At 62.2% G+C, this 24,310-nt stretch carries 24 protein-coding genes and 1 pseudogene; 8 read left to right on the forward strand and 17 right to left on the reverse strand.

All coding sequences use genetic code 11. The annotated features are described in order from the left end of the window. The first annotated feature begins 21 nt into the window (after window positions 1–21). On the forward strand, window positions 22–597 hold the full coding sequence (locus JH25_RS03125) for a hypothetical protein (protein ID WP_177327415.1): 576 nt from the start codon (window positions 22–24) through the stop codon (window positions 595–597). Between the two features lie 23 nt (window positions 598–620). Here JH25_RS03125 and JH25_RS03120 read toward each other — a convergent pair whose 3' ends face one another. Further along, on the reverse strand, window positions 621–2,108 hold the full coding sequence (locus JH25_RS03120) for an aldehyde dehydrogenase family protein (protein ID WP_032880359.1): 1,488 nt from the start codon (window positions 2,106–2,108) through the stop codon (window positions 621–623). 237 nt (window positions 2,109–2,345) lie between these two features. Here JH25_RS03120 and JH25_RS03115 point away from each other — a divergent pair, with 237 nt between their 5' ends. Both JH25_RS03115 and JH25_RS03110 read left to right on the forward strand, forming a co-directional pair. Continuing rightward, window positions 2,346–3,515, forward strand: coding sequence for a p-hydroxyphenylacetate 3-hydroxylase oxygenase component (locus tag JH25_RS03115; protein ID WP_032880360.1), 1,170 nt, complete (start codon window positions 2,346–2,348; stop codon window positions 3,513–3,515). Window positions 3,516–3,573: 58 nt separating this feature from the next. Continuing rightward, window positions 3,574–4,047 (forward strand): annotated as a pseudogene (locus JH25_RS03110) (flavin reductase family protein); the annotation flags it as partial. Between the two features lie 32 nt (window positions 4,048–4,079). On the opposite strand, the gene JH25_RS03105 reads toward JH25_RS03110, so the two are convergent. After that, window positions 4,080–5,402 carry a hypothetical protein gene (locus tag JH25_RS03105; protein WP_032880364.1) on the reverse strand — a complete coding sequence of 441 codons (1,323 nt, stop codon included), beginning with the start codon at window positions 5,400–5,402 and terminating at the stop codon, window positions 4,080–4,082. Window positions 5,403–5,619: 217 nt separating this feature from the next. Between JH25_RS03105 and JH25_RS03100 the strand changes: the two genes are divergently transcribed. The 3 genes from JH25_RS03100 (at window position 5,620) to feaR (ending at window position 8,705) form a co-directional block, all read left to right on the forward strand. Next, complete coding sequence (locus JH25_RS03100; protein ID WP_032880365.1) at window positions 5,620–7,119, forward strand: APC family permease; 1,500 nt, start codon at window positions 5,620–5,622, stop codon at window positions 7,117–7,119. Continuing rightward, entirely contained in the window at window positions 7,082–7,648 is a 567-nt protein-coding gene (locus JH25_RS03095; protein ID WP_032880366.1) for a DUF3156 family protein, read from the forward strand. Before JH25_RS03100 ends, JH25_RS03095 begins: the two co-directional genes overlap by 38 nt. A 115-nt stretch (window positions 7,649–7,763) precedes the next feature. After that, window positions 7,764–8,705 (forward strand): transcriptional regulator FeaR, encoded by a 942-nt coding sequence (feaR, locus tag JH25_RS03090; protein ID WP_032880367.1) that lies wholly within the window; start codon window positions 7,764–7,766, stop codon window positions 8,703–8,705. Window positions 8,706–8,848: 143 nt separating this feature from the next. Here feaR and JH25_RS03085 read toward each other — a convergent pair whose 3' ends face one another. Genes JH25_RS03085 through JH25_RS03065 form a run of 5 tightly spaced genes read right to left on the reverse strand, consistent with a single transcriptional unit; the run spans window position 8,849 to window position 12,917 of the window. Beyond that, entirely contained in the window at window positions 8,849–9,601 is a 753-nt protein-coding gene (locus JH25_RS03085) for an SDR family oxidoreductase (RefSeq protein ID WP_032880369.1), read from the reverse strand. Then, complete coding sequence (locus JH25_RS03080) at window positions 9,591–10,394, reverse strand: SDR family NAD(P)-dependent oxidoreductase (protein WP_032880371.1); 804 nt, start codon at window positions 10,392–10,394, stop codon at window positions 9,591–9,593. The genes JH25_RS03085 and JH25_RS03080 overlap by 11 nt, the downstream gene beginning before the upstream one ends. After that, window positions 10,387–11,208 carry a molybdenum cofactor biosynthesis F family protein gene (locus JH25_RS03075; protein ID WP_032880372.1) on the reverse strand — a complete coding sequence of 274 codons (822 nt, stop codon included), beginning with the start codon at window positions 11,206–11,208 and terminating at the stop codon, window positions 10,387–10,389. Before JH25_RS03075 ends, JH25_RS03080 begins: the two co-directional genes overlap by 8 nt. 11 nt (window positions 11,209–11,219) lie before the next feature. Next, on the reverse strand, window positions 11,220–11,585 hold the full coding sequence (locus tag JH25_RS03070) for a cupin domain-containing protein (RefSeq protein WP_032880373.1): 366 nt from the start codon (window positions 11,583–11,585) through the stop codon (window positions 11,220–11,222). A 33-nt stretch (window positions 11,586–11,618) separates the two neighbouring features. Next, window positions 11,619–12,917, reverse strand: coding sequence for an NAD(P)/FAD-dependent oxidoreductase (locus JH25_RS03065; RefSeq protein WP_032880375.1), 1,299 nt, complete (start codon window positions 12,915–12,917; stop codon window positions 11,619–11,621). A gap of 206 nt (window positions 12,918–13,123) precedes the next feature. Between JH25_RS03065 and hpaR the strand changes: the two genes are divergently transcribed. Then, window positions 13,124–13,546 carry a homoprotocatechuate degradation operon regulator HpaR gene (gene hpaR / locus JH25_RS03060; RefSeq protein ID WP_005789546.1) on the forward strand — a complete coding sequence of 141 codons (423 nt, stop codon included), beginning with the start codon at window positions 13,124–13,126 and terminating at the stop codon, window positions 13,544–13,546. Between the two features lie 124 nt (window positions 13,547–13,670). Here the strand turns inward: hpaR and hpaI are convergent, their stop codons facing one another. The 8 genes from hpaI to JH25_RS03020 form a co-directional block, all read right to left on the reverse strand. Then, on the reverse strand, window positions 13,671–14,471 hold the full coding sequence (gene hpaI, locus JH25_RS03055) for a 4-hydroxy-2-oxoheptanedioate aldolase (protein WP_032880376.1): 801 nt from the start codon (window positions 14,469–14,471) through the stop codon (window positions 13,671–13,673). A gap of 16 nt (window positions 14,472–14,487) precedes the next feature. Then, window positions 14,488–15,291 carry a 2-oxo-hept-4-ene-1,7-dioate hydratase gene (hpaH, locus tag JH25_RS03050; RefSeq protein ID WP_032880377.1) on the reverse strand — a complete coding sequence of 268 codons (804 nt, stop codon included), beginning with the start codon at window positions 15,289–15,291 and terminating at the stop codon, window positions 14,488–14,490. 11 nt (window positions 15,292–15,302) lie between these two features. Next, window positions 15,303–16,607, reverse strand: coding sequence for an MFS transporter (locus tag JH25_RS03045; protein WP_032880378.1), 1,305 nt, complete (start codon window positions 16,605–16,607; stop codon window positions 15,303–15,305). 46 nt (window positions 16,608–16,653) lie between these two features. Beyond that, the gene (locus JH25_RS03040) at window positions 16,654–17,046 is read right to left on the reverse strand and encodes a 5-carboxymethyl-2-hydroxymuconate Delta-isomerase (RefSeq protein ID WP_005789539.1); all 393 of its coding nucleotides are present in this window, start codon (window positions 17,044–17,046) and stop codon (window positions 16,654–16,656) included. 15 nt (window positions 17,047–17,061) lie between these two features. After that, entirely contained in the window at window positions 17,062–17,919 is an 858-nt protein-coding gene (gene hpaD, locus JH25_RS03035; protein WP_032880380.1) for a 3,4-dihydroxyphenylacetate 2,3-dioxygenase, read from the reverse strand. Between the two features lie 154 nt (window positions 17,920–18,073). Next, a complete protein-coding gene (gene hpaE, locus JH25_RS03030; RefSeq protein WP_032880382.1) occupies window positions 18,074–19,534 on the reverse strand; it encodes a 5-carboxymethyl-2-hydroxymuconate semialdehyde dehydrogenase in 1,461 nt (486 codons plus the stop codon). Between the two features lie 5 nt (window positions 19,535–19,539). Next, window positions 19,540–20,310, reverse strand: coding sequence for a fumarylacetoacetate hydrolase family protein (locus tag JH25_RS03025; protein WP_032880384.1), 771 nt, complete (start codon window positions 20,308–20,310; stop codon window positions 19,540–19,542). Further along, window positions 20,307–20,972 carry a fumarylacetoacetate hydrolase family protein gene (locus JH25_RS03020; RefSeq protein ID WP_032880387.1) on the reverse strand — a complete coding sequence of 222 codons (666 nt, stop codon included), beginning with the start codon at window positions 20,970–20,972 and terminating at the stop codon, window positions 20,307–20,309. Before JH25_RS03020 ends, JH25_RS03025 begins: the two co-directional genes overlap by 4 nt. 98 nt (window positions 20,973–21,070) lie before the next feature. On the opposite strand from JH25_RS03020, the gene hpaA reads away from it, so the two are divergent. Continuing rightward, a complete protein-coding gene (gene hpaA, locus JH25_RS03015; protein ID WP_164699538.1) occupies window positions 21,071–21,961 on the forward strand; it encodes a 4-hydroxyphenylacetate catabolism regulatory protein HpaA in 891 nt (296 codons plus the stop codon). Here the strand turns inward: hpaA and JH25_RS03010 are convergent. Beyond that, window positions 21,888–23,357 carry an efflux transporter outer membrane subunit gene (locus JH25_RS03010; protein WP_032880389.1) on the reverse strand — a complete coding sequence of 490 codons (1,470 nt, stop codon included), beginning with the start codon at window positions 23,355–23,357 and terminating at the stop codon, window positions 21,888–21,890. The two genes, hpaA and JH25_RS03010, sit on opposite strands and share 74 nt — an antisense overlap. Then, entirely contained in the window at window positions 23,357–24,151 is a 795-nt protein-coding gene (locus JH25_RS03005) for a helix-turn-helix transcriptional regulator (RefSeq protein WP_032880390.1), read from the reverse strand. Before JH25_RS03005 ends, JH25_RS03010 begins: the two co-directional genes overlap by 1 nt. Window positions 24,152–24,310 lie beyond the last annotated feature (159 nt).

The following is a 24,310-nucleotide window of genomic DNA, read 5'->3' on the forward strand; positions in this document are numbered from 1 at the left end:
AATTACGCGTTGTTGTTTGGCTTGGATGTGCAACTGGGCTTTTTGGTGATGGCCTTTGTGTTGGTGATGGCGGTGATTGGTTTCATTCTTGACAAAGACACCACGCCGCAAGTTGTCGTGGCGACCGGCGTTGCGCTGATTTCGATTGCCGCATGTGCCGTGGTCTCTATCGACGCATTCAATGGGCTGGCGCACTCACTACACGAAAAAGGCAAAATCAGCGGTGATCTGTTTGACCAAGTGAAACACCGTTCCAACCTGTTCCTGTTTGTATTCCCGTTTGTAACCGCCGCCATCGGCACGAACCTGATTTCCGACGTGCTGACCAAGAAGTTGCATTATGAAAAAACCTTGGGCCCTGTGGATTTGCTGCAAGGGTGCTGGGAGCTTCTGAAAATCCTGTTCGGTGTGGTTATTCTTCCGTTTGTTGCGATTGGCTTGGTGCCCTTCCTGCTGGTCGATACGTGGAAGCGCCACGTCACCCGTTATATGGAAGTCGTTGGCGCAGTAAACCGTCATCTGCAACTCAAGATGCTGAAGGCCGACATCATTTCCAGAAATCTGTTTCGTGGCCCACCAGCCAAACCTGAGCCCTGATTCCGGTCGCCGGCACTCAGTCCTCAATACCGAATCATCACCGACTTAAGCTCGGTGTAATCCTCAATAAATGCACTGCCAAACTCCCGCCCAACCCCCGAAGACCGGCACCCACCAAACGGCACTGCCGGGTCGAGCAAGGTGTGCATGTTCACCCACAAGGTGCCTGCCTTGATCGCCGGGATCATGCGCAGGGCCTTGCCCAAATCGTTGGTCCACAGGCTGGCGCTCAGCCCGTAGGGCCCGTGGTTCATCAGCGCCAGCAGTTCGTCTTCGTCATCGTAGGGCAGGAAGGTGGCGATGGGGCCGAAGGTTTCCTCATTGAGCAGGGTGTCGTGCAGGTGGTTGGCGAGGATCACCGTGGGTTCGACGTAGCAGCCGGGGCGGTCGATAAGGTGGCCGCCGTGGATGATCGTGTTGTTTTCGGCGCGGGCCTGGTTGAAGTAGCCGAGCAGTTTGTGCTGGTGCTGCTGGTGCGTGACCGGGCCGAATTCGGTGTGTTCGTCCAGCGGTGAGCCGATGTTCAGGCGGCCGAGGCGCGTCTTGAGTTTTTCCAGCACGGCGTCGATTTGCGAGCGGTGCACGAAAAAGCGTTCGGCCGCCGCGCAGATTTGCCCCGAGTGCAAGAAGCCCGCTTCGATGATGCCGTCCACTGCCTTGTCCACGTCCATATCGGGCAGGAAGCCGGCGGCATTCTTGCCACCCAGTTCCAGGGTTGCACGGGTGAGGCCGGCGCCCATGGCGCTGCGGCCGACGGCGATGCCGGTGGGCACTGAGCCGGTGAATGAAACCTTGTGCGTGCCGGGGTGTTCCACCAGCCCCTTGCCGACATGGCCGCCGCCGGTCAGCACATTGAGCACACCCGCCGGCAGCCCGGCGTCGATGGCCAGTTCAGCGATGCGCAGCAGGGTCAGAGGCGTGAATTCGCTGGGCTTGATGATGATGCTGCAGCCGGTCACCAGTGCCGAGGCGAGTTTCCAGATGGCGATCATGGTCGAGAAATTCCACGGCACGATGCCAACCACCACGCCCACCGGCTCGCGCAGGGTAAAGGCGGTGTAGCGCTCGCCATTGAACGACGGCAGGGATGGGGTCAGGGTCTGGCCGCTGAGCTTGGTGGCCCAGCCAGCGTAGTAGCGCAGAAAGTGCGCGGCCTGGTCGACCTCGAAAGCGCGGGAGATCTGGATGATCTTGCCCGACTGGCACGTTTCGATCTGCGCCAGTTCTTCACGGTGCTGTTCCAGCAGATCGGCCAATTTGAGTAGCACGTTGCCGCGGATCGCGGGCGCGGCCTGGGACCATCGCTGGAAACCACGGTTGGCGCAAGCGACCGCGGCATCGATATCCGCCAGGTCAGCGTCGGCCACTTCGGCGATTACCTGCCCGGTGGCAGGGTTGATGACGTTCAGGGTTTGATCGGCGTGGCTGCGCACGCTGACACCGTCGATAAACAGCCCATGGCGGCGACGCAAAAAGGCTTCGACTTGAGGCAGCAACGGGATATCGCTCATGGCAGGTTCCTGGCAGTTCACAAAAAGAAAACCCGAGGGTAACCAACGCACCAATAAGCGGCTTGACTGTGCCTGCCAGGTTTTATGCCTGTGCCTGCCGCGCCTGTGAAAAGTACAAGCTTGCCTGCCGAACGTGCATTTCCCGCCAGCACGGCCCGTTCGATACTGGCCCTGCATCCAGCGCCGTTCCGCAATCCGGAACGCCTGTCGGACTTCCAATAATAAGCAGGGCCGTCCATGAAAAAGCCAAACCCGCTCCTTGAAGACCTCAAACCCCTTTTGCCGGCCATTGCCGCGAATGCCAGCCGTGCCGAGCAACTGCGCCAGGTACCGGATGAAAATATCGCCCTGCTCAAAAGCATCGGCCTGCACCGTGCCTTTCAGCCCAAGGCCTTCGGCGGCCTGGAGCTGACGCTGCCCGAGTTCGCCGACTGCATCGCCTTGCTCGCCGGTAGTTGCGCCAGTACCGCCTGGGCGATGAGCTTGTTGTGTACTCACAGCCACCAACTGGCGCTGTTCTCGACCCAGTTGCAGCAGGAAATCTGGGGTGCCAACCCGGATGCCACGGCCAGCAGCAGTATTGCGCCGTTCGGTCGGGTGACCGAGGGCGAGGGCGGGGTGTACTTCAGCGGTGAGATGGGCTGGAGCAGCGGCTGTGACCATGGCGAGTGGGCGATTGTCGGCTGCCGTCGCCAGAACGCCGAAGGCACCCAGGATTACTGCTTTGCTGTGTTACCGCGCAGTGACTATCAGATTCGCGACGACTGGTTTGCGGCCGGCATGAAAGGCAGCGGCACCAAGACCCTGATCATCGACAACGCCTGGGTGCCCGAACACCGTATCCAGAAGGCCAAGGACATGATGGAGGGCAAGTCCGCAGGCTTTGGCCTCTACCCTGACAGCCAGATTTTCTACGCGCCGTATCGGCCATATTTTGCCAGTGGCTTCTCCACCGTCAGCCTCGGTGTGGCCGAGCGTATGCTTGAGGTGTTTCGCGAAAAAACCAGGACGCGGGTGCGCGCCTACACCGGTGCCGCCGTCGGCGCAGCCACCCCGGCGTTGATGCGCCTGGCCGAGTCCACCCACCAGGTCGCCGCCGCCCGAGCGTTCCTGGAAAAAACCTGGCAGGAACACGCCGAACACAGCGCCGCCCACCGTTACCCCACGCGGGAAACCCTGGCGTTCTGGCGCACCAATCAGGGTTACGCCACCAAGATGTGCATCGAAGCGGTAGACCGCCTGTTCGCCGCTGCGGGCGGGAATGCCTGGTTCGAGCACAACGAGATGCAGCGCCTGTTCCGCGATTCCCATATGACAGGCGCCCATGCCTATACCGACTACGACGTGTGCGCGCAAATCCTCGGCCGTGAGCTGATGGGTCTGGAACCCGACCCGAGCATGGTGTAGCCGCGCCTATCACCCATAACAATAAGGGCGGCCACGAGCGGCCACCCGGGAGTCTTGCATGTCTGACGTTTTCGACCCACGGGCCTTTCGCCGCGCCCTCGGCAACTTCGCCACCGGTGTGACGGTGGTTACTGCCGCCACCGCTTCCGGGCAAAAGGTCGGCGTGACCGCCAACAGTTTCAACTCGGTGTCCCTCGACCCGCCGCTGGTGCTGTGGAGCATCGACAAGCGCTCCAACAGCCATGCAGTGTTCGAGGAGGCCAGTCATTTTGCGGTGAATGTGCTGGCGGCGGACCAGGTGCACCTGTCCAACAACTTTGCGCGCCCCCGTGAAGACCGCTTCGCCCTCATCGAGTACGAGCCGGGTGAGGGCGGCTCGCCAGTGTTCGCCGATTGCTCGGCGCGCTTTCACTGCGAGAAGTACCAGCAGATCGATGGCGGCGATCACTGGATCATGATCGGCAAGGTGGTGGCCTTCGACGACTTTGGCCGTGCGCCGTTGCTCTACCACCAGGGCGCCTACGCCGAGGTCCGGGCGCTGCCTCCCTGCGCGCCCGAGGTGGTTCAGAACGGCACGGCCACCACCAGCTGACTGTAGACATTGGTGCCGTTGCCGCCGACCTGGTTACCGCCGGTGTCGGCCGCTTTATCGGGTTTGTACAGGCCCAGCAGCGGCGTGATGATCAGGTGCTCGTTCACCGCCCATTCGGCGTACAGGTCCAGTTCGCGGCCATCCAGGTTCAACTGGCCGCGGGTGCTGACGGTGTTGTAGTCAAAGAACAGTGCGCCGAGGGTGATGTTGCCCAGCGGCTTGACCTTGAGCGCTACGTGCTGCACCGCCGTGTTGCTGTTGAATGGGCCTGAATAGTTGCCCGCCACTTCGCCCTGCACCCAGGTGCCGTAGCCACGGTTGAAGCCTGAGAACATGCCATCCCAGTTTTTCGAATAACGTGCGTAGCGGTAGGTCAGGTCCGGTGACCAGGGCAGGTGGGCAAAGGTGTAGCCGGCTTCGACGTAACCGGCGTTTTGCTGGCTGTCGCGCCTGTCCTGGCGGGCCAGTTCGAAAGCCAGGTGCGCGTTGTCGATACCTGCATTGCCGGCGCCGCGCAGGCTATAGAGGTTCATGCCTTTGCGCTGGCGCTGCAGGTCGGTGGCGAAGCGCTCGTCCACATCGATGCCGTGAATGTAAGTCAGCCCCAAGGTGCCCGGCGCGGCGCTGTACTCCAGGGTGCCGGCGGCCATCTCGGTCAGGGCCTGGGCGCGGTTGTCGGATTTGATCCGCATCAGGCTGCCATGCACGCCGTCCTTGCCACCCAGGCGAATCACCGCAGTCTTGTCGAAGGCATGGCGCGCGGCAATGTAGTAGGCGCCGCCGCGATTGAACTCGCCGTCGCCTACGCCATTGCCGAGGTTGGGGCCGTCGTCGTTGATGATGAAGCCGTCGCCCAACATGATGATCTGGCGGCCAAACGACAGGTCTACCCCATCCTTGCCCAGCGCCGGGAACAGCTCGCCGGAGCGCCAGCCCGCGAAGGCTTCGTCAAACTTGGTGGTGCGCTCGGTGCCGTTGGTCAACCCCGACGCATCGCCGTCGCCCCAGGTGCCGGAACTCACCAGGTTCGCCGTGCCGTATACGCCGCCCAGGTTGCCCAGGCTCTGCTCGACGCTCAGGCCGTACTTGATGAACCCCTCGCGCCAGGTTGAGCCGCCGCTGCGGCCATCGTAGTTCTTCGGGCTGTTGAACAGGCCGTAGACGGCGAGGAAGTTGCCGGTGACCTGGGTGTCGGTATCGGCATACAACTCAATGGCCTGGGCCTGGCCGAACAGCAGTGCTATGCCCAGGCCGACCGCCTGGCGCAGGCGGCGGTTTTTCAGTGTGTGCTCCATTGTTATTGTCCCCATCTTGGTTAAGAGTGAGGGCGCATTAGGGCGAGCGGTCGCAGGCCAAGTCTTTCATATGCGTGCCAGGCAGTTGACCCTGGCCGCCAGGCGATACGCCGTGGCAGGCAGCAACAAAACCTTCGGCAGACAGGGGCAAGACGATCGAGCCAGGTGGGGCGCAGAGTGCCGACACACTAAAAAAACCGCTTTCGAGGACCCCACCATGTCGATCAACGACCGACTCACCGCGCACCTCAACCGGGGCACGGTAGGTTTCCCCACCGCGTTGGCCAGCACCATCGGGCTGATCATGGCAAGCCCGGTGATCCTCACCGCCACCATGGGTTTTGGCATTGGCGGCAGCGCCTTTGCCCTGGCGATGCTGCTCGCCGTGGTGATGATGCTGGCCCAGGCGACGACCTTCGCCGAGGCCGCCTCGATACTGCCCACCACGGGCTCGGTGTACGACTACATCAACTGCGGCATGGGCCGGTTCTTTGCGATTACCGGCACTTTGTCGGCGTATCTGATCGTGCATGTGTTCGCCGGTACCGCCGAAACCATCCTCGCCGGGGTCATGGCCCTGGTGAACTTCGAACACCTCAATACCCTGGCAGAATCGGCCGGCGGCTCGTGGTTGCTGGGCGTGGGGTTCGTGCTGGTGTTCGGGGTGCTGAATGCTTTCGGGGTCAGCGCCTTTGGCCGCGCAGAGATCATCCTTACGTTCGGCATGTGGACCACCCTGATGGTGTTCGGCGTGCTGGGCTTGATCGCCGCGCCAGCGGTGCAACTGGACGGCTGGTTCGGGGAATCGCTGGTGGGCACTGACCTGGTCACCGTGTTGTCGCTGGTGGGCATGGCGATGTTCATGTTCGTCGGCTGCGAGTTCGTCACCCCGCTGGCGCCGGACCTGCGCCAGTCGGCCAAGGTGATGCCACGGGCGATGATGCTCGGGCTGATGGGCGTGGCGACGTGCATGTTTATCTATGGCGCCGCGATGAAGCGCCAGGTGGAAAACGTGGTGCTCGACGCCGCCTCCGGCGTGCACCTGTTGGACACACCCATGGCTATCCCACGGTTCGCTGAACAGGTGATGGGGCAGATCGGCCCGTTGTGGCTGGGCATTGGCTTCCTGTTCGCCGGCGCTGCAACCATCAATACCCTGATGGCTGGCGTACCGCGCATCCTCTATGGCATGGCGGTGGATGGCGCGTTACCGAAGGTGTTCACCTACCTGCACCCGCGCTTCAAGACACCGCTGTTGTGCATCCTGGTGGCCATGCTGATCCCGTGCCTGCATGCGCTGTACCTGGGCGGCAACACCGACAACATCATGCATCTGGTGCTGGCGGCGGTGTGCGCGTGGAGTTTTGCCTACCTGCTGGTGACGTTGTCGGTGGTGATCCTGCGCATTCGCCGTCCGGATTTGCCCCGGGCGTACCGTTCGCCGTGGTTCCCGCTGCCGCAGATCGTCTCCAGCATCGGCATCCTGCTGGGCATGTGGTTTATCACCCCGCCAGGTATGAACCCGGCCGACATTTATGTGCCGTTTGGGGTGATGCTCGGCGTGACCGCCACCTATGCGTTGTTCTGGACCCTGGTGGTGCAGAAGGTCAACCCCTTCAAGCCCGCCTGCGTTGAGGAGGTGTTGGCCAAGGAATTCAGCCACGAACCGGGGCCTGCCCATGACGGTTATAACGACTTTGCGGCAAAAACTGTATGAGCTGTTCAGCGCAGACCGTGCACCGAGCGGTTATCGACCTGGGGTGACCCTGGCGCGCTTGCGGCGTGATCTGGGCCTGGCGACGCTTGAAGTGGACGGTGTGAACTTCGAGATTGTCGAGCGCACCGAGTCGCAGTTGTTGATGCACCTGGTGCTGACCGAGTGCGTCCTGCGCGTACCTGCTTCAGCGAGTGGCGCTGGCAGCTTCGAGGTGCACCATGGCGGCGCTATTCGGCGCAACGGCATCCGCGTGCGCCGGCGCTCCGGCAGCCAGGCTCTGGCGTGTGAGCTACAGGCGCGTTTGCTGGCCGACAGCGGGTTGTTCCAGTCGCTGATGCCGCTGGATTTCAAGCGCCTGCGCATTGATCTCAAGGACCGGCAATGGTGTGTGCGCCTGGAGCATATGGGCGGCAGTGAGGTGGTCAACCGGATGCCTGCGTTTCGGCGTTACATTGCTGTAAGCCCTGAGCAACGCAACCATTTACTGGCGGTGTTGGCGGGTATCAAGCGGGCGCTGTCGACGCTGTGATTGGCATCATTAGTGCTTCTGCAAAGGGCAAACAGGTTGTTGTTGCGTGCATATAGATAACATGTTAACTATTGCATCAGAACAACAAAAAGAACGCCACTGCGGAGACACCCCCATGAGCATCCCACAGCATGCACCCGACGGGCTCGACAGCTGGAACCGCGAACTGCGCGCCGCGTGCGGCCACTTCGATACCGAACTGGCCTTCAACCGTTCGCTGTTTATTGGCGAGATCCACAATTTGCCCCGTGGCTTGGCCATCCTGCGCACCAATGCCGGGCTGATCAAACGCCCGACGCACCACGCCGATCACGATAATGACCAGGAGTGCTTCCTGGTCAGCCAGCGCAGCGGCTATTCGCAGATCTCCCAAAACGAGCAGACCGTGCAACTGGCGCCCGGCGAGATGCTGTTGATGGACTCGGTGGGCTCCATCGAAATCACCCCTTTTGGTTTGATCGAACATGCCTCGCTGTCGTTGCCGCGCACCGAGGTGTGCAAGCACCTGGGCGGCCAGGCGCGGGCGTTCGGCAAGATCTCCTCGACCAAAGCCTGTGGGCGCATGTTGCATGTGCTGATGGATCAACTGTGCAAGGACGACACTGACGACGACGCCACGCAAGTGGACGCGCTGCAGGCGGCCTTTGTGTCGCTGCTGGGCTCGGCGCTGGAGCAGGGCGATGAGTGCCGCGAGGGCGTTGCTGCGTTGCAGGGCAATAATCTGCGCAGCTATGTGCAAAAGGTCATTGATGAGTCATTGGGCCAGCCTGGCCTGAGCCCGATTGGCCTGGCCAACCGCCTGAATATCTCGGTGCGGCACCTGTACCGTTTGTTCGAGGAACAGGACGACAGCGTCTGCCGCTACATTCAGCGGGCGCGGCTCAAACGCAGTGCGGACGACTTGACCAACCCGTTCCTGCGTAGCGAGTCGATCACCTCGATTGCCTACAAGTGGGGCTTTACCGACTCGGCGCACTTCAGCCGTTCGTTCAAGAAGCAGTTCGAGGTGTCGCCCAAGGATTTTCGCTCCAGCCGGTTGCAGGCGGTGGGGGCATAAACAGGTCCTTCAGGCTGCAGGAGATCCAATGTGGGAGGGGCGGTGCGACGATTCGACTTGCTCCCGATAGCAGTGTGTCAGCCATTGGATATTTGACTGAACCATCGCTATCGGGAGCAAGCCCCCTCCCACATGGGTCCCCGTTATTCGGGCAGGGTGGAGCCACCATCGACCACCAAGGTCTGCCCGGTGATATAGCCAGCCAGGTCAGAAGCCAGAAACAGCATCGCGCCGGCGATATCCGCAGCCGCGCCCAAACGCCCCAGTGGCACACGGCTGGCGATGCTCTCATTCAGCGCGGCATCGCCCAGGTTGCTCATCGCCGGCGTGGCGATCATGCCCGGTTCCACGCCATTGACCCGCACATTCAACGGCGCCAGCTCCAGCGCCGCATTGCGGATAAACCCATTCACCCCAGCCTTTGACGCCGCATAGTGGCTCAGCCCCGGATAACCCACCCGGTTGCCGGTGACCGAAGACGTCACCAGCACGCAACCCCGGCCTTGCTCACGAAACATCGGTAACGCCGCCTGGGTCAGCCAGAACAGCGCCGAAAGGTTTACCGCCAAGGTGCGTTGCAAGATCGCCGGGGTGATGTCGGCAAAGGCTGTCAGAGGGAAATACCCGGCGTTGTGCACCACAATATCCAGCTGCGCCAACCCTTTAACGCAGGCGAATACCGCCTCGGCTTGCGCCAGGTCAACGCCCACGGCCTCGACCTGATAGCCCTGCGCGCACAACCCAGCGGCCACCCTTTCAGCTTGTTCCAGCAGGCGATCAGCAATCACCACCCGCGCACCGCGTTCGGCAAAGGCCTGGACGATACCCAGGCCAATCCCCTGGGCGCCGCCGGTGACCAGCACGACTTGGTCGCTGAAATCCAGATCATTGGGCATTAGCAGGCTCCAGGCGCGTAAACGCCAGTGTCGGCACGTCGACGATGCTGGACCCACCGTCCGCCACCAAGGTGGCCCCGGTAATGATCGATGCGTCGTCGCTGGCCAGGAAGCGGCACACCTTGGCGATCTCTTCGGCCCGGGCGGCACGGCGCAGCGGCACATCGGCACACACGCGCTCGTACGCCTGCTGCAAGGTGTCGCCGTACGCCTCCATCAACGGCTGCATCTCGGCATCGGCCATCGGCGTGTGCACCCAGCCCGGGCACACCGCGTTCACGCGCACGCCGTGGGGGCCGTAGTCCCGTGCCAGCGAGCGATTGAGCCCGAGCAACGCATGTTTGGCCGTGGTGTAGCCGCACACTTCGGGCCCCGCCGCGAGCGAGGCGATGGAGCCGATCAGCACGACACTGCCGGCGCTTTCCTGCAACAGCGGCAGGCAGGCGCGGGCACTGTAGAACGCGCTGTCCAGGTTGCTGCGCAGCGCCGCTTCCCACGTAGACGGGCTGGTCTGGGTCGCGCTGCCCAGGCCATGACCGCCGGCACACGCCAGCAGTACATCGATACGCCCGTAGTGGGCGTGAATCTCGCGGATAAAGCCCTCCCAGGTGTCGGGGCAGGCGGCATCGCCCACCAGGATCAGGCCGCCGCTGGCCTGCGCCGCCTGTTCCAGTGGCTCGCGGCGCCGGCCGATCAGTACCAGCCGTGCGCCTTCCTGCGCGTACAGCCGGGCACAGGCGGCGCCGATGCCGGTGCCGGCCCCGGTTATCACCACCGTGCGCGCCTCAGTCACGGGGGTACTCCGTGCGGTTGAGCACCTGGCAATAGGAACTGATCGGGAAGTTCGACAGCGCGTCGAAGGATGCCCCCGCATAGCCGAAGATCTTGCCGTCGCTGCGGTGTTGTTGCAGGTCGATCAGCACCAGGCCGAGGGTGGGCACGATCTTCTCCTGCCAGACGAACAGGTACAGCTGCTCGGCGATCTTGTAGTAATGGCAGCGGTCGGTGTCGCACAAGCCTTTCTCCACACCCTCAAGGCATTGCCAGGCATAGAACCGCGGGTTGAGGTAGATGTGCTCGTAGACCTCGCTGGGGCTGTAGCGGTAGTGGTTGCGCAAGCCCACCAGTTCCTCGGTGGGGGCGTGCAGGCAATGGCCCTCCTGCCACGGCCGGTCGAGGCTGCCGTGGAGGAACTCGGCGTGCACCGAGGTCAGCGGTTTGCCGGCCAGGGCGCGGTGGTAAAGACCTTCGTGGGTCTCTGCCGGCTCCGGCATACGGCCAATCACCGCGGTAAAGGAGGAAGTTGGCGTGTCCAGCACCAGGCTGATCGACCAGCTTTGCCCGGCCTCATGCTTGATGAAGTCCACCAGGTACAGGCCCGGGCGAATCGAGCTGGCGCGGTAGGCTGCACTGCCGCTGGAGTGACCGTCGGCGGCGTGCCAGGCCAGGCGCTCCTGTTCGAAGCGATGCTCGATCTGCCAGCCATTGGCAAAGTGCAGAGTGAAGGTCTGGCCAGCCAGGTCGGCGAGGTTCGGCAGGATGAACGCTTCGGGTGCAAAACCGTCGGCCAGGGCGCCCACGGTGATCCAGTCAGAAGAAGTGCTCATGGCAAGGCTCCTTACACGACGGCGAAGTAGTGTTTGACGAAACTCTCGCTGACCACTTCCCACAGCACCGGCGTGCCCTTGGTCACAAACCAGCTGTCACCGGCCTTGTAGCGGGTGGACTGGCCGGTGGACTCATCGGTGAGGACCACCTCGCCGGTCACCACGGTAGCTTGTTCGGCGAAGGGGTAGACCATGCGGAATTTGCCCTGGGTGGTGCCGAAGTAGGCGCTGCTGACCGCATCGGTAGGTGCGCCGAATGTCATCTTGCCGAAGGCGCGCACCTCGCCTTCAAGGATCTGTGAGCCGAGGTCGGCCACGGTGCCCCAGGCATCGAGTTCCGACAGCTGGACGTTATGTTTGACGGTGGTGAGGGTCATGGCAGTGGTTCCTGATGAGTGAAAAAAAGCGAATCAACGACGTCCGTTCCAGTAGCCGGACAATTGGTGCCAGGATTTGCCCGCCGTCAGCAGCAGAGGGCGAATTGCGTCCTTGCCGATGATGGTCGGGCGGCGGATCGAGCTGACCAGGTCATAGCGCGCCGAGCCTTCGCTCATGCCTTCGGCCAGGACCTTGCAGATGATGTGGCTGGGCGTGACGCCAAAGCCTGAATAGCCCTGCACGAAAAACGCATTGCTGCGCCCCGGCAAGGTGCCGATCTGCGGGAACAGATTCGGGCTGCACGCCATCGGGCCGCCCCAGGCCAGGTCGATTTTCACGTCCTTGAGGTAGGGGAAAATCTTCAGCATCAGGTGGCGGTTCCAGGCTTTCAGGTCGCCGGGAATATGCTCGACCAAAGGCGTCGCGGCGCCGAACAGCAGGCGGTTTTCATTGGTGACGCGGTAGTAGTCGATCACTGGGCGGATGTCGCTGTAGGCGCCACGGATCGGGCTGATGCGCTGGATCAATTCTTCGGACAACGGCTCGGTCATCATCTGGAACGCGTAGGTGTTGATGGTCGAGCGGTGCAGTTCTGGTTCGAGCTTGTTGAGAAAGCTGTCACAGGCCCACAGCAACTTGCCGGCGCGTACCGAACCGCGCCCGGTGCGCACGGTGATGCGTTCGCCGTAGCTGACCTCCAGGGCCGGGCTGTTCTCAAAGATCTTTACCCCATGGCCGGCCAGCGCGGTGGCCTCGCCCAGCAGCAGGTTCAGCGAATGCACATGCCCGCCGCCCATGTGCAGCAGCGCACTGGTGTAGGCGTTGGAACCGATGATCTGCTGCACATCCGAGCCGCCGAGAAAGCGGATTTCATGCTGGCTGTTGACCGACTTGAAGTCCTTCTCCCAGGCGCGCAGAGTTTTTTCCTGGCGGGCGTTGAAGCCCATATAGCCGTAGCCGTGGCAGAAATCGGCATCGATGTTGTACTTGGCGATGCGGTTCTTGATGATGTCGGCGCCCAGGTCGCTGATCTCGAACACCTGGCGCAGCCCGTCTTCGCCCACGTCCTTCTTGATCTTCTCCAGGTCATGGCCGATGCCCGCCATGATCTGCCCGCCGTTGCGGCCGGTGCCGCCAAAGCCCAGGTAGCGCGCTTCAAGCACCACGATATTGGTGATGCCTTTTTCCGCCAGTTCCAGCGCGGTGTTGATCCCGGAAAAGCCGCCACCGATCACCACGACGTCCGCGTCGATGTCTTGCTCCAGGGTGGGGAAGCTGAGGTTGTATTTCTTGGTGGCGGTGTAATAAGTAGGGGTTTCGATGTTGATCATGGCGCAGCCTGAAAAAGTGAAGGAAGGCGCTAAAGCGGATGCCTCCATTAGGGCCCCTGACTGGCTGGAAGTCTTGATCCTGCGTGCCCGGGTTTTTGATTCAGCGCGCCACGGGCGAGGGCACACACAAGTTATAGCGCGCTCGCTGGCGGGGAATGTTAGAGTTTCGTTAAATTATTAACTAAATACTTCGTGACCCTGATCCTATGTCCAAACCTCGACAATCCCTGACCCTGGCCTTGCTGCAAGCGCGTGAGGCCGCGATGAGTTTTTTCCGCCCGTCGCTGAATGAACACGGCCTGACCGAACAGCAATGGCGCATCATCCGCATCCTCGAACAGCACGGTGAGCTGGAGATTTACCAACTGGCGGAACTGGCGTGCATCCTAAAGCCGAGCATGACCGGCGTGCTGGTGCGCATGGAAGCCGCCGGCATGGTGCACCGACGCAAGGCCGAACAGGACCAGCGCCGGGTGCTTATCACCCTGGCAGACAAGGGCAAGGCGAGTTTCGAGTCCATGAGCCAGTGCATGGAGGCCAACTACCAGCGTTTGCAGGATCAGCTTGGCGAAGAGAAATTCCAGACCTTGCTGGGGTTGCTGGATGACTTGAAGAACATCAAGCGCTGAACTAATGACTGAACCACCGCCGGTCAACTGTGGGAGCTGGCTTGCCTGCGATAGCGTCGGGTCAGCTGGCTTATTTGTCGCTGATACACCGCTATCGCAGGCAAGCCAGCTCCCACATTGGATCTCAGTAGACACCACCGGTATTGGCAGCCACCGGTACGTCTTTGAACTTCCCGGCCAGGCTTTGCAACCCGCGCATCAACACGGTGGTATCCACTCCCACCGCCACGAACGTTGCGCCCAGTTCGATATAGCGCCGCGCCAGGCGTTCATCCGCACTGAGAATCCCTGCCGCCTTGCCCGCTCGAACAATGCGCACGATGGCGTCCTCTATCGCCGCCTGCACTTCAGGATGCCCGGGGTTACCGCGATGCCCCATGGCCGCACTCAAGTCCGCGGGGCCGATGAACACACCGTCCACGCCTTCGACGGCGGTGATAGCGTCCAGATTGGCCAGGCCCTCGCGGTTTTCAATCTGCACCAGCAGGCACATCTGCGCGTCGGCCTGGTCGAGGTAGTCGGTGATGCTGTTCCAGCGCGAAGCACGGGCCAGGGCACTGCCGACGCCGCGAATACCCTGGGGCGGGTAGTGCAGGGCGCGCACCAGTTCTTGGGCCTGGGCAGCGCTTTCGACCATGGGCACCAGCAGCGTCTGCGCGCCGATATCGAGCAGTTGCTTGATCAATGCCGTGTCGCCGACCACCGGGCGAATCAGCGCCTGGCTGGGGTAGGGCGCGATGGCCTGCAATTGCGCAAGCATCCCCGGCAGGTGGTTGGGCGCATGTTCGCCGTCGATCAACAGCCAGTCGAAACCGGCATTGGCGGCCAACTCGGCGCTATAGGCATTGGCGAGGCCAAGCCACAGACCGATCTGCACCTCGCCGTTGTGAAGGCGTTGTTTGAAGCGGTTGACAGGCATGTCCATGACAATCCTCCAGTGTTCAGACGAAGCGACAGGCGATCGAACCGAGCAGGTCGTAGTCGACGTGGAAGGTATCCCCGGGGCGGGCGGCCACCGGACGGGTAAACGAGCCGCCGAGAATCACCTGGCCCGGCAGTAAGGTGACGTCATGCGCCGCCAGCTTGTTGGCCAGCCACGCCACGCCCTTGGCCGGGTGGTTGAGCACTGCCGCCGAAACGCCGGACTCTTCGATCACGCCATTGCGATACAGCACCGCCGGCACTTTGCGCAGGTCGATCTCGGTGGGGCGCACAGCCCGGCCACCGAGTACCACGCCGGCATTGGCGGCGTTGTCGGAGATGGTGTCGAACACCTTGCGGGTGGCGTTGGTCTGTGGGTCGACCTGTTGGATGCGTGCGTCGATGATTTCCAGCGCCGGGATCACCCATTCGGTCGCGTCGAGCACATCGAACACCGTGCAGTTTGGGCCCTTGAGCGGCTTGCCAAGGATGAACGCCAGTTCCACTTCCACACGCGGCACGATGAAGCGTTCGAAGGGAATATCACTGCCTTCGTCGAAAAACATGTCATCGAGCAGGGCGCCGTAGTCGGGCTCGGTGATGTTCGAAGAAACCTGCATGGCCCGTGAAGTGAGGCCTATCTTGTGGCCCTTGAGCGTGCGCCCGTTCTTGATCTTTTGCGCAACCCATTCGCGCTGGATGGCGTACGCATCCTCGAGGGTGATGCCGGGGTAGTCGAGGGAAAACTGACGCACCTGTTCGCGGCTGCGTTCGGCGCGGTCCAGGTGGGCGGCGGCCGCGAGGATTTGCTGGGAGTCGAGCATGGCAACGGTCTCTAGTGTGGGTTGACGATGGCGGCCTGAGTGCGCAGCACCAGCAGGCCACCGAGGGCGATAAACAGGGCGAGTACGTACAGGGCCAGGCTGGCGCTCTGGGTGGCGTCGCGCATCCAGCCGATCAGGTAGGGCGCGAGGAACGCGGCGATGCTGCCGAACGAGCTGATCATGGCGATGCCCGCCGCCTGAGTGGTATTGGAAAGAAACGCCGGCGGCAGTTGCCAGAACATCGGCAGCGCCGCGCTGGCGCCCATGCCGGCGACCACCAACCCGCTCATCACCAGCAGCGCATTGCCGGGCGCCAGGCCCGCGACGGCAATGCCGACAGCGGCCATCAGCAGGGGCACGCATAAATGCCAGCGACGCTCGCGCTGGCGATCGGACGAGCGCCCGCAGCCGAGCATGAAGAAGCAGCCGGCCAGGTACGGCACGGCGCTGAGCAAGCCGACCTGACTGTCGCGGCCGATGCCGGCGCCGTGGATCAGGGTCGGCATCCAGAACGCCAGGGTGTTGACCGCCAGCATAACCGCAAAGTACACGGCCACCAGCAGCCACACTTGCGGGTCCCGCAGGATGCCGCTGAACGAGGTGATGGTCTTGCGCTGTTCTTCGTTGCTCAACTGGGTGCGCAGTTGCTGTTTTTGTTCGCTGCTCAACCAGTGCACCACTTCGAAACTGTCCGGCAAGCACTTGAGCACCACCAGCCCCAGCAGTACCACGGGCGCACCTTCGATCAGGAACATCCATTGCCAGCCGCGCAGGCTGCCGACGGCGTGGAAATTCTCCAGGATCGCCCCGGAAATCGGCCCGCCCAACACCCCGGCCATGGGCACGGCAATGGCAAACAAGGCGGTGACCTGGGCACGTCGCCGCGCCGGGTACCAGCGGTTGAGAAACACCAGAATCCCCGGGAAAAATCCGGCTTCGGCCACCCCCAGCAAAAAGCGCAGCACGTAGAAGCCCCTAGCACTTTCCACCCACAACATGCCGGTGGAGAGCAGGCCCCACACCACCATCAGGCAGGCGATCCAGCGCCGTGGTCCGACCCGGTCCAGGGCCATGTTGCTGGGCACGCCGAACAGCGCATAGGCAATGAAGAACAGCCCGGCGCCGAAGCCGTACACCGTGTCGCTGAACTGCAGGTCGTGGCTCATCTGCATCTTGGCGAAGCCGATGTTGATACGGTCCAGGTGGGCGAACAGGTAACACACCAGCAACAAGGGCATCAGGCGCCAGGTCACCAAACGATGGGTGCGGTCGTGCTCGGCAAGCCGCAGGCTTGCAGTGGAGTGGGCTGTGCTCATGATGTTGTACTTTTTGTCTGAGTGGCCGTGAGGGGAGGGCAGGTTTTTATCCCGCCGCGTTATTCAGAAACGCATGCACATTGTTCTGCTTGAAGTTGAGCTGTGGGTGCAACTCGACCATCTCGAACGACAGCGCCAACAACCGCTGCGCCTGCAATTGGGCGAAGTGCGCGGTGATCACCGCGAACACGGCTTCGGCCACCGCCTGGCGCGTGGCCAGGTCGCGGCCGTGGCCGACCTTGAGGGTCATGTGCACGAAGGCGTAGTCATGCTTGCCGTCGGCCATGCGCCAGGTGTCCAGGCGCACACCACGGCTACGGATGCCGCCCAACGGAAACACGCCACTGTCGCCCAGCACGCGGTGGATTTTTTCAAACAGGCCAGGCAAATCGGCCTGAGGTTCAAGGTTGTCGGTGTACTCAGCGATAAAGTGCGGCATAGGTTTCTCCCAAAGCTACAGCGGGAAAATTGCGTTGATCTGGCCAGTGCCCGAACTGCCGAACGGCGGTGTGATGATCTCGGCCGGCTGGGCATAGTCCGGCCCACCCAGCAGGCCCAGGAGCATGGCGGTGTCGTGCATCTTGCCTTCGCCAAAGCAGTGTTCGGCATAGTCCGGCAGCATCGCGCAGAACTCTTTGAAGCGACCTTGTTTCCACATGTCCACCACATGCAGGTCCATCTGCTTATCGAATTCGCGGGTCCAGTTGTGGATATTCGCTTCAGCCTGGCGGTCATCCGAGAACCGATGGGACAGTGAGCCGGAGGCCAGCACCAGCACTTTGCGGTCACTCTTTTCGATGGCCCGGCGCACAGCGGCGCCGAAGGCAAAGCTGTCTTCCAGGCGATGCCAGGCGCACCAGGCAGCGATGGAAATCACCTTGAGTTTTTGATCCTCGGGCACGCCCATGTGCATGTAGCGCATGGGCACCAGCGTGCCGTATTCCAGCTCCAGGCTCGGGATGTTATGGGCCATGCTGCGCACGCCGGCCAGGTTGGCTTCGGCGGCGATCAGTTCGCCCAACTCGGGGCAGCCGGGGTAGGCGTAATCCATGTTCTTGATGAAGTGCGGCAGCTCGTTGCTGGTGTAGGTGCCCTGGAACTGCTCGCCACAGTTGACGTGATAACCGCTGTTGACCAGCCAGTGCACGTCGAACACCACGGCGGTGTCGGCCCCCAGTTCGCGGGCGCGCCGGCCGATTTCCTTGTGCCCGGCAATCGCCGCTTCGCGACAGCCGTGATGCTTGCCGGGCAGTTCCGACAGGTACATCGACGGTACGTGGCAGATCTTCGCTGCCAGAACCACTTCGCCCATGATGATTCTCCTGAATAATTATTCTTGTAAGGCTTGTGAGGTCCCTGTGGGAGCTGGCTTGCCTGCGATTGCATCGACTCGGTACGGCTGAAGGACCGCGGTGTCTGCATCGCGGGCAAGCCCGGCTCCCACAGGAGGCTTGTTTGATCCTGGGCTACACACCCCAGCGCGGAATGTGATGACTGCCCATGGAAATACACACGTTCTTGATCTCGGCAAACACTTCAAAGCTGTACTGGCCACCCTCGCGCCCGGTGCCCGAGCCTTTCACCCCGCCAAAGGGCTGACGCAAATCGCGCACGTTCTGGCTGTTGATAAATACCATGCCCGCCTCAATACCGCGCGCCAGCCGATGGGCCTTACCGATGTCCTGGGTCCAGATATAGGACGCCAGCCCGTATTCGGTGTCGTTGGCCAGTTGCAGCGCTTCGGCTTCGTCCTTGAACGGGATCAGGCACACCACCGGACCAAAGATTTCTTCCTGGGCGATGCGCATCCGGTTGTTCACATCGGCAAACACCGTCGGCTGGATAAACTGGCCGCGGCTCAGGTGCGCCGGCAAGTTGGCCGGGCGCTCCAGGCCGCCGGCCAGCAGCGTGGCGCCTTCCTCCAGGCCGATCTTGATGTAGCCGGTGACCTTGTCGTAATGGGCCTGGGTGATCATCGAGCCGACCTGGGTCTTGGGGTCCTGCGGGTCGCCCACGATCAGGCGCTTGGCCCGCGCCGCGAACTCGGCGACAAATTGCGGGTAGACGCTTTCCTGAATAAAGATCCGGCTACCGGCGGTGCACCGCTCGCCGTTCAGGGAGAAGATCGTGAATAGCGCGGCGTCGAGGGCGCGCTCCAGGTCGGCGTCTTCAAAAATCAGCACCGGCGACTTGCCGCCCAGTTCCATGGAGTACTTTTTCAGGCCGGCGGTCTGCATGATTTTCTTGCCAGTGGCAGTGCCGCCGGTAAAGGAAATCGCCCGTACATCCGGATGGCGTACCAGTGCATCACCAGCGGTCGCGCCGTAGCCCTGGATCACATTGAGCACGCCGTTGGGGATCCCGGCTTCCACCGCCAGGCGTCCCAGTTCATTGGCGGTCAGTGGCGACAGCTCCGACATTTTCAATACGGCGGTATTGCCCAGCGCCAGGCACGGTGCGGTCTTCCAGGTGGCGGTCATGAACGGCACGTTCCATGGCGACACCAACCCGCACACGCCTACCGGCTGGTACAGGGTGTAGTTGAGCATCTGGTCATCCACCGGATAACTGTGGCCGTCCATGCGGGTGCAGACTTCGGCGAAAAAGTCGAAGTTGTGCGAGGCCCGTGGGATCAGCACGTTTTTGGTCTGGTGGATCGGCAAACCGGTGTCGAGGGTTTCCAGTTCGGCCAGGCGTGGCACGTTCTGTTCAATCAATTCGCCGAGCTTGCGCATCAAGCGTGCGCGCTCTCTGGCCGGGGTGTTGGCCCACTTGGGAAACGCCTCCTTGGCCGCCGCCACGGCTTGTGCGACTTCATCAGCACCACCGCTGGCGACTTCGCCGATGGCCTCGCCGGTGGCCGGGTTGTAGTTGATGAATACGTCTTTGCTCTCGACCTCACGGCCGTTGATCCAGTGTTTGATCATGTTGTTCAAGCCTCTTTGCGCACGGAGAAAAACTCCGTCTCACTGACAATACGGTTGACCAGGCGGCCCACGCCTTCGACTTCCACCACCACTTCATCGCCCGGCACCACATCGGCCAGGCCCTCGGGCGTGCCGGTGGCGATCATGTCGCCGGGTTGCAGGGTCATGAAGCTGGACAGGTATTCGATGAGGTAGGGGATATCGAAAATCATGTCTTTAGTGCTGCCTTCCTGGCGCAGCTCGCCGTTGATCCAGGTGCGCAATTTCAGGTTGCCTGGGTCGGGCACATCGGCCACGTCGACGATCCACGGGCCCACCGGGGTGGTGGCGTCGCGGTTTTTAACCCGCAGGTTGGGGCGGTAGTAGTTTTCCAGGTAGTCGCGGATCGCGTAGTCGTTGCACACCGTGTAACCGGCCAGGTAATCCAGGGCGTCGGCGCGCTTGACGTTGCGCGCGGTCTTGCCGATCACCGCCACCAGTTCGCACTCGTAGTGCATGTAGGCGACGTTGTCCGGGCGCCAGGTGACTTGGCGGTGACCGGTGTAGGTGCCGACCGACTTGATAAAGGCCAGCGGTTCGGTCGGCGGTGTGAAGGCCAGTTCGGCGGCGTGATCGGCGTAGTTCAAGCCCAGGGCGAACATATTGCCGGTGGCGGGCGGCAGCCATTGCACCTGATCTTCGGCAAGCCGCCGGCCATCGCTGAGGCGCACGCTGTGATCGTCGTCTACCTGCACGGCATGGATCTGACCTTCAAAACGGATACGTGCGCGCTTCATGCCAGTGCCTCCGCCTGAACGATATTGAGCAGGCGGCCGACGCCAGTGATTTCAACTTCAACACGATCACCCGGCTGCACATCCACGCGGCCCTCCGGTGTACCGGTGATCAGCACATCACCGGGGTGCAGGGTCATGAACTCGCTGATCTCGGCGATCAATTGTGGGATGTCGCGCACCCAATGGGCGGTGGAGTTTTGCTGGCGCAGCTCGCCATTGACGAAGAGCTTGAGGGCCAGCTCGTTGGGGTTGGCCACTTGATCCCGCTCAATCACTTGCGGGCCCAAGGCGCAAAACCCATCGCGGCATTTGGCTTTGACGGCAGGGCGGTAATAGCTGTCTTCCGGCAGGCTGAATTCGTTGACCACCACATACCCGGCGACATGGGCCATGGCATTGTCCAGGCTGACGCGGCTGGCGCGCTGGCCGATCACCACGCCCAGCGCCGGGCCCGGTTGCAGGCGCTCGCCTGCAGGCTGCAACACCACGCCGCCATGGGCATTACGGGTGTTGGGCGTCTTGATGAACAACACTGGCTTGGTTGGCGGCTTCTGGTAGGGCGCCTGCTCGAAGGCGGCGAGATGTTGGTCCAGCAGGCCCTGGTAGTTCAGCGCAACGCCGAACAGGGTGCCGCTGGCAACATCATGCAGGGTACGGCTCATGCGTTTCTCCTGGCGGTGACGACGGCTGCATAGGCAGTTCGTTAAGTTGTTAACGTTATAATTAATATGTTAACTACCGTCAAGCGTGGCACACTCCGATGGCATCACAACAACAAGAGGAGGGCGACGTGCAGCCGATTCCCAACATCAACCTCGGGCAGGTCTACGACCAGCGTTACAGCGACGCCGAGGTGCATTACGACAAGCTGGGCAACCTGGCAGGTTTTTTCGGGCGCAATATGGCCGTGCATCGCCATGACCGATTTTTCCAGGTGCATTACGTCAAGAGTGGCGCGGTGCGGGTGTATCTGGACGACCGCCAGTACGTCGAAGCAGGGCCGATGTTTTTTCTCACGCCGCCCACGGTGGCCCACGCCTTCGTCACCGAAGCCGATGCCGACGGGCATGTGCTGACGGTGCGCCAGCAGCTGGTGTGGGGCTTGATCGACGCCGACCCCAGCCTCGCCTCCGGGGCTGCGTGTGTCGCGCTGGGCGCCAACGCCGAAGGGCTGGACCAGCTTTTCGAAGAACTGTGCGGCGAGATCAACGCCGAACGGGCAGGCCGCGCAGCCGCCCTCGACAGCCTGACGCGCTTGATCATGATCCGCCTGCTGCGCCTGTGCGCCCACGCCCTGCCGGCACGGCCGACGGCCCATGAAGACCTGCGGATTTTTCACCGCTTCAACGAACTGATCGAAGCCCATTACCTGGAGCATTGGCCGCTGGCGCGTTATGCCCAGGCCATCGGCGTGACCCAGGCACGCCTCAATGAGGTGTGCCGACGCATCGCCGACCTGCCCTCCAAGCGCCTGATCCTTGAGCGCCTGATGCAAGAGGCCAAACGCCTGCTGTTGTTTACCGGCAGCTCCGCAAATGAAATCTGCTACCAGCTGGGGTTCAAGGACCCGGCGTATTTCAGCCGGTTTTTCCTGCGGTATGCGCAGATGACGCCGGGGGAGTATCGGTTGCGGCAGTCGGCGTTGCGTTGACGCGCCACGCTCCACCCAACGCCGTATACAAGTTCACCTCCGCCACCAGCTGCGCCAGCCTGTCCACGATCAACGCCTGTTGCGAGCTGAACAACGCCCGCTGCGCATCGAGGAACGTCAGGTTGCTGTCCACGCCGCTGCGGTAGCGGTGCTGGGCCAGGTCGTAATAGTTCTGGTTGGCGGCAACGAAATCCCGTTGCGCATCCAGTTGGTCGTTGAAGGTCTGGCGAGCGGCAAGGCCGTCGGCCACTTCCTGGAAGGCGCTCTGGATGGACTTTTCGTACTGGGCCACCGTGATGTCCTTCTGCAACTTGGCGTAATCGAGGCTGGCACGCAGGCTGCCGGCGTTGAAGATCGGCAGGTTGATTTGCGGCTGGAAGGTCCAGGTGCCCGAGCCGCCCTTGAACAGACCCGACAGCTCCTTGCTGGTGCTGCCGGCATTGGCCGTGAGGGTCACGGACGGAAAGAACGCAGCACGGGCGGCGCCGATATTGGCGTTGGCCGCCTGCAACTGGTATTCGGCCTGGAGGATATCCGGGCGGCGTTGCAGCAGGTCGGAGGGCAACCCGGCGGGGACGCGGGCGACCAGATCATCGGCCAGCGGGCGAGCGGGCAGATGCTCATCCACCGGGCCGCCCACCAGCAGCACGAGGTTGTTAAAGTCCTGGGCGACCTGGCGTTCATAGCGTGCGACGCTGGCGCGGGTGCTTTCCACTGCGGTACGGGCTTGCACCACCTCCAGCGCCGAAGCTTTGCCTGCGTTTTTGCTGCGGGTGGTCAGTTGCCAGCTGTGGTCGTTGGCCACCAGGGTTTGCTCGGCCAGGGCCAGTAGTTCCTGATCGGCGCGCCAGGTCAGGTAGGCGTTGGCCACGTTCGCCACCAGGCTCAATTGCGCACTGCGCCGGGCTTCTTCGGTGCCCAGGTAAGTCAGCAACGCCTGTTCGCTGAGGCTGCGCACGCGGCCGAACAGGTCCAGCTCATAAGCGCTCAGGCCCAAGGTGGCGGAATAGTTGGAGGTGATCGCCGATTTGCCGGTGCCTGTCACGTTACCCGGCAATTTCTGACGCTTGCCGGCACCGCTGGCGGAGATCGCCGGGAACAGGTCGGCGCGCTGTATACGATACTGCGCCTGGAACGCCTCTACATTCAGGGCGGCTACCCGCAGGTCGCGGTTGTTGACCAGGGCATCGGCAATCAACCGTTGCAGCGCCGGGTCGTGGAACAGCTGCTGCCAATCCGGATTCTGCGTCAGGTCGCCGGCCTGCGCCAGGCTGTACACGCCGCCTTGAGGAAACTGCGCAGGCGTCGGCGCTGCTGGCCGCTGATACGCGGGGATCAGCGAACAGCCACTGAGCGTCCACGCCACCCCGACGCAGCAAAGCATCCGTTTGTTCATCAGGCACCCACCATCCATTTGGCCAGGCCATGCCGGCCGCTCACGCCCAGCTTGGCGGCGGCGCGCTTGAGGTAGGTTTCGATCGAGCTGTTTTTTACACTGAGTTTTTCCGCGATCTGCGGCACGGTGCCGCCGGTCAACAGGCCGAGGCACACTTCCTGCTCACGCGCCGAAAGGGTGATATCGCTCAGAGCCAGGCGCTTGTAGAACTCGCGCTGCAATTGCGATTGTTCCAGCAGGGTGTGGGCCGGCTCAATCTCGGCGTGCGGCACCTGGCGCAGCAGTTGCGCGTGCCGCTCCATCAACGGCAACAGGGTGTCCGACAAGCACTTGAGAAACGACAACTCAGCCAGGGAAAACCCACGCTGAGTTGGCGGCCGGTAGAACGAAATCACACAGCGTCGGTTCCCTTGGCGCGATACCAGGTTGCACTGGTGCGAACTGCCCAATGGGTGCGCGCTGTTGGCCTTGGCTTTCATCTGGATCAACAACGGGTCTTGCATGCGCAGCATTTCGCGCATCAGCGGGTGGTCGTTCAACGGGTGCAGTGTCTGGGGTACAGACAACTCCTTTTTCAGCCCGGCGCTGCCCAGCAGCTTGATGTCGAGCACGCGGTCGCGCAGCTCATCGAGCGTCCATTCGCTGAGGTCCACCAGGTGAATCGGCACCCATTTGTCTACCAGGTGCAACATGTCTGCGGCGAAGCGTTCATGGCCGCTGTTTGAAATCAACTCGCCCATTTCGGCATAAAAATGCGGGCCCTGTGTGTCGCCAATACTGCGGGTCAGACTCATAGCCATTTCATCCTTGATGTCGAAAACCGTCTGCGGAGGCTCCGGGCTGCGGCGGGGCGATCCGTACTGCTTGAACGTAACTCGGCGTTCGAGATTTTATTTAGCCATATGGATTTGTCCTACGTATGTAGCGGAAACGAGGGACACAAGCTGCCATAA

The sequence above is a fragment of the Pseudomonas sp. BRG-100 genome, from assembly GCF_000737955.1.
Classification (GTDB): domain Bacteria; phylum Pseudomonadota; class Gammaproteobacteria; order Pseudomonadales; family Pseudomonadaceae; genus Aquipseudomonas; species Aquipseudomonas synxantha_A.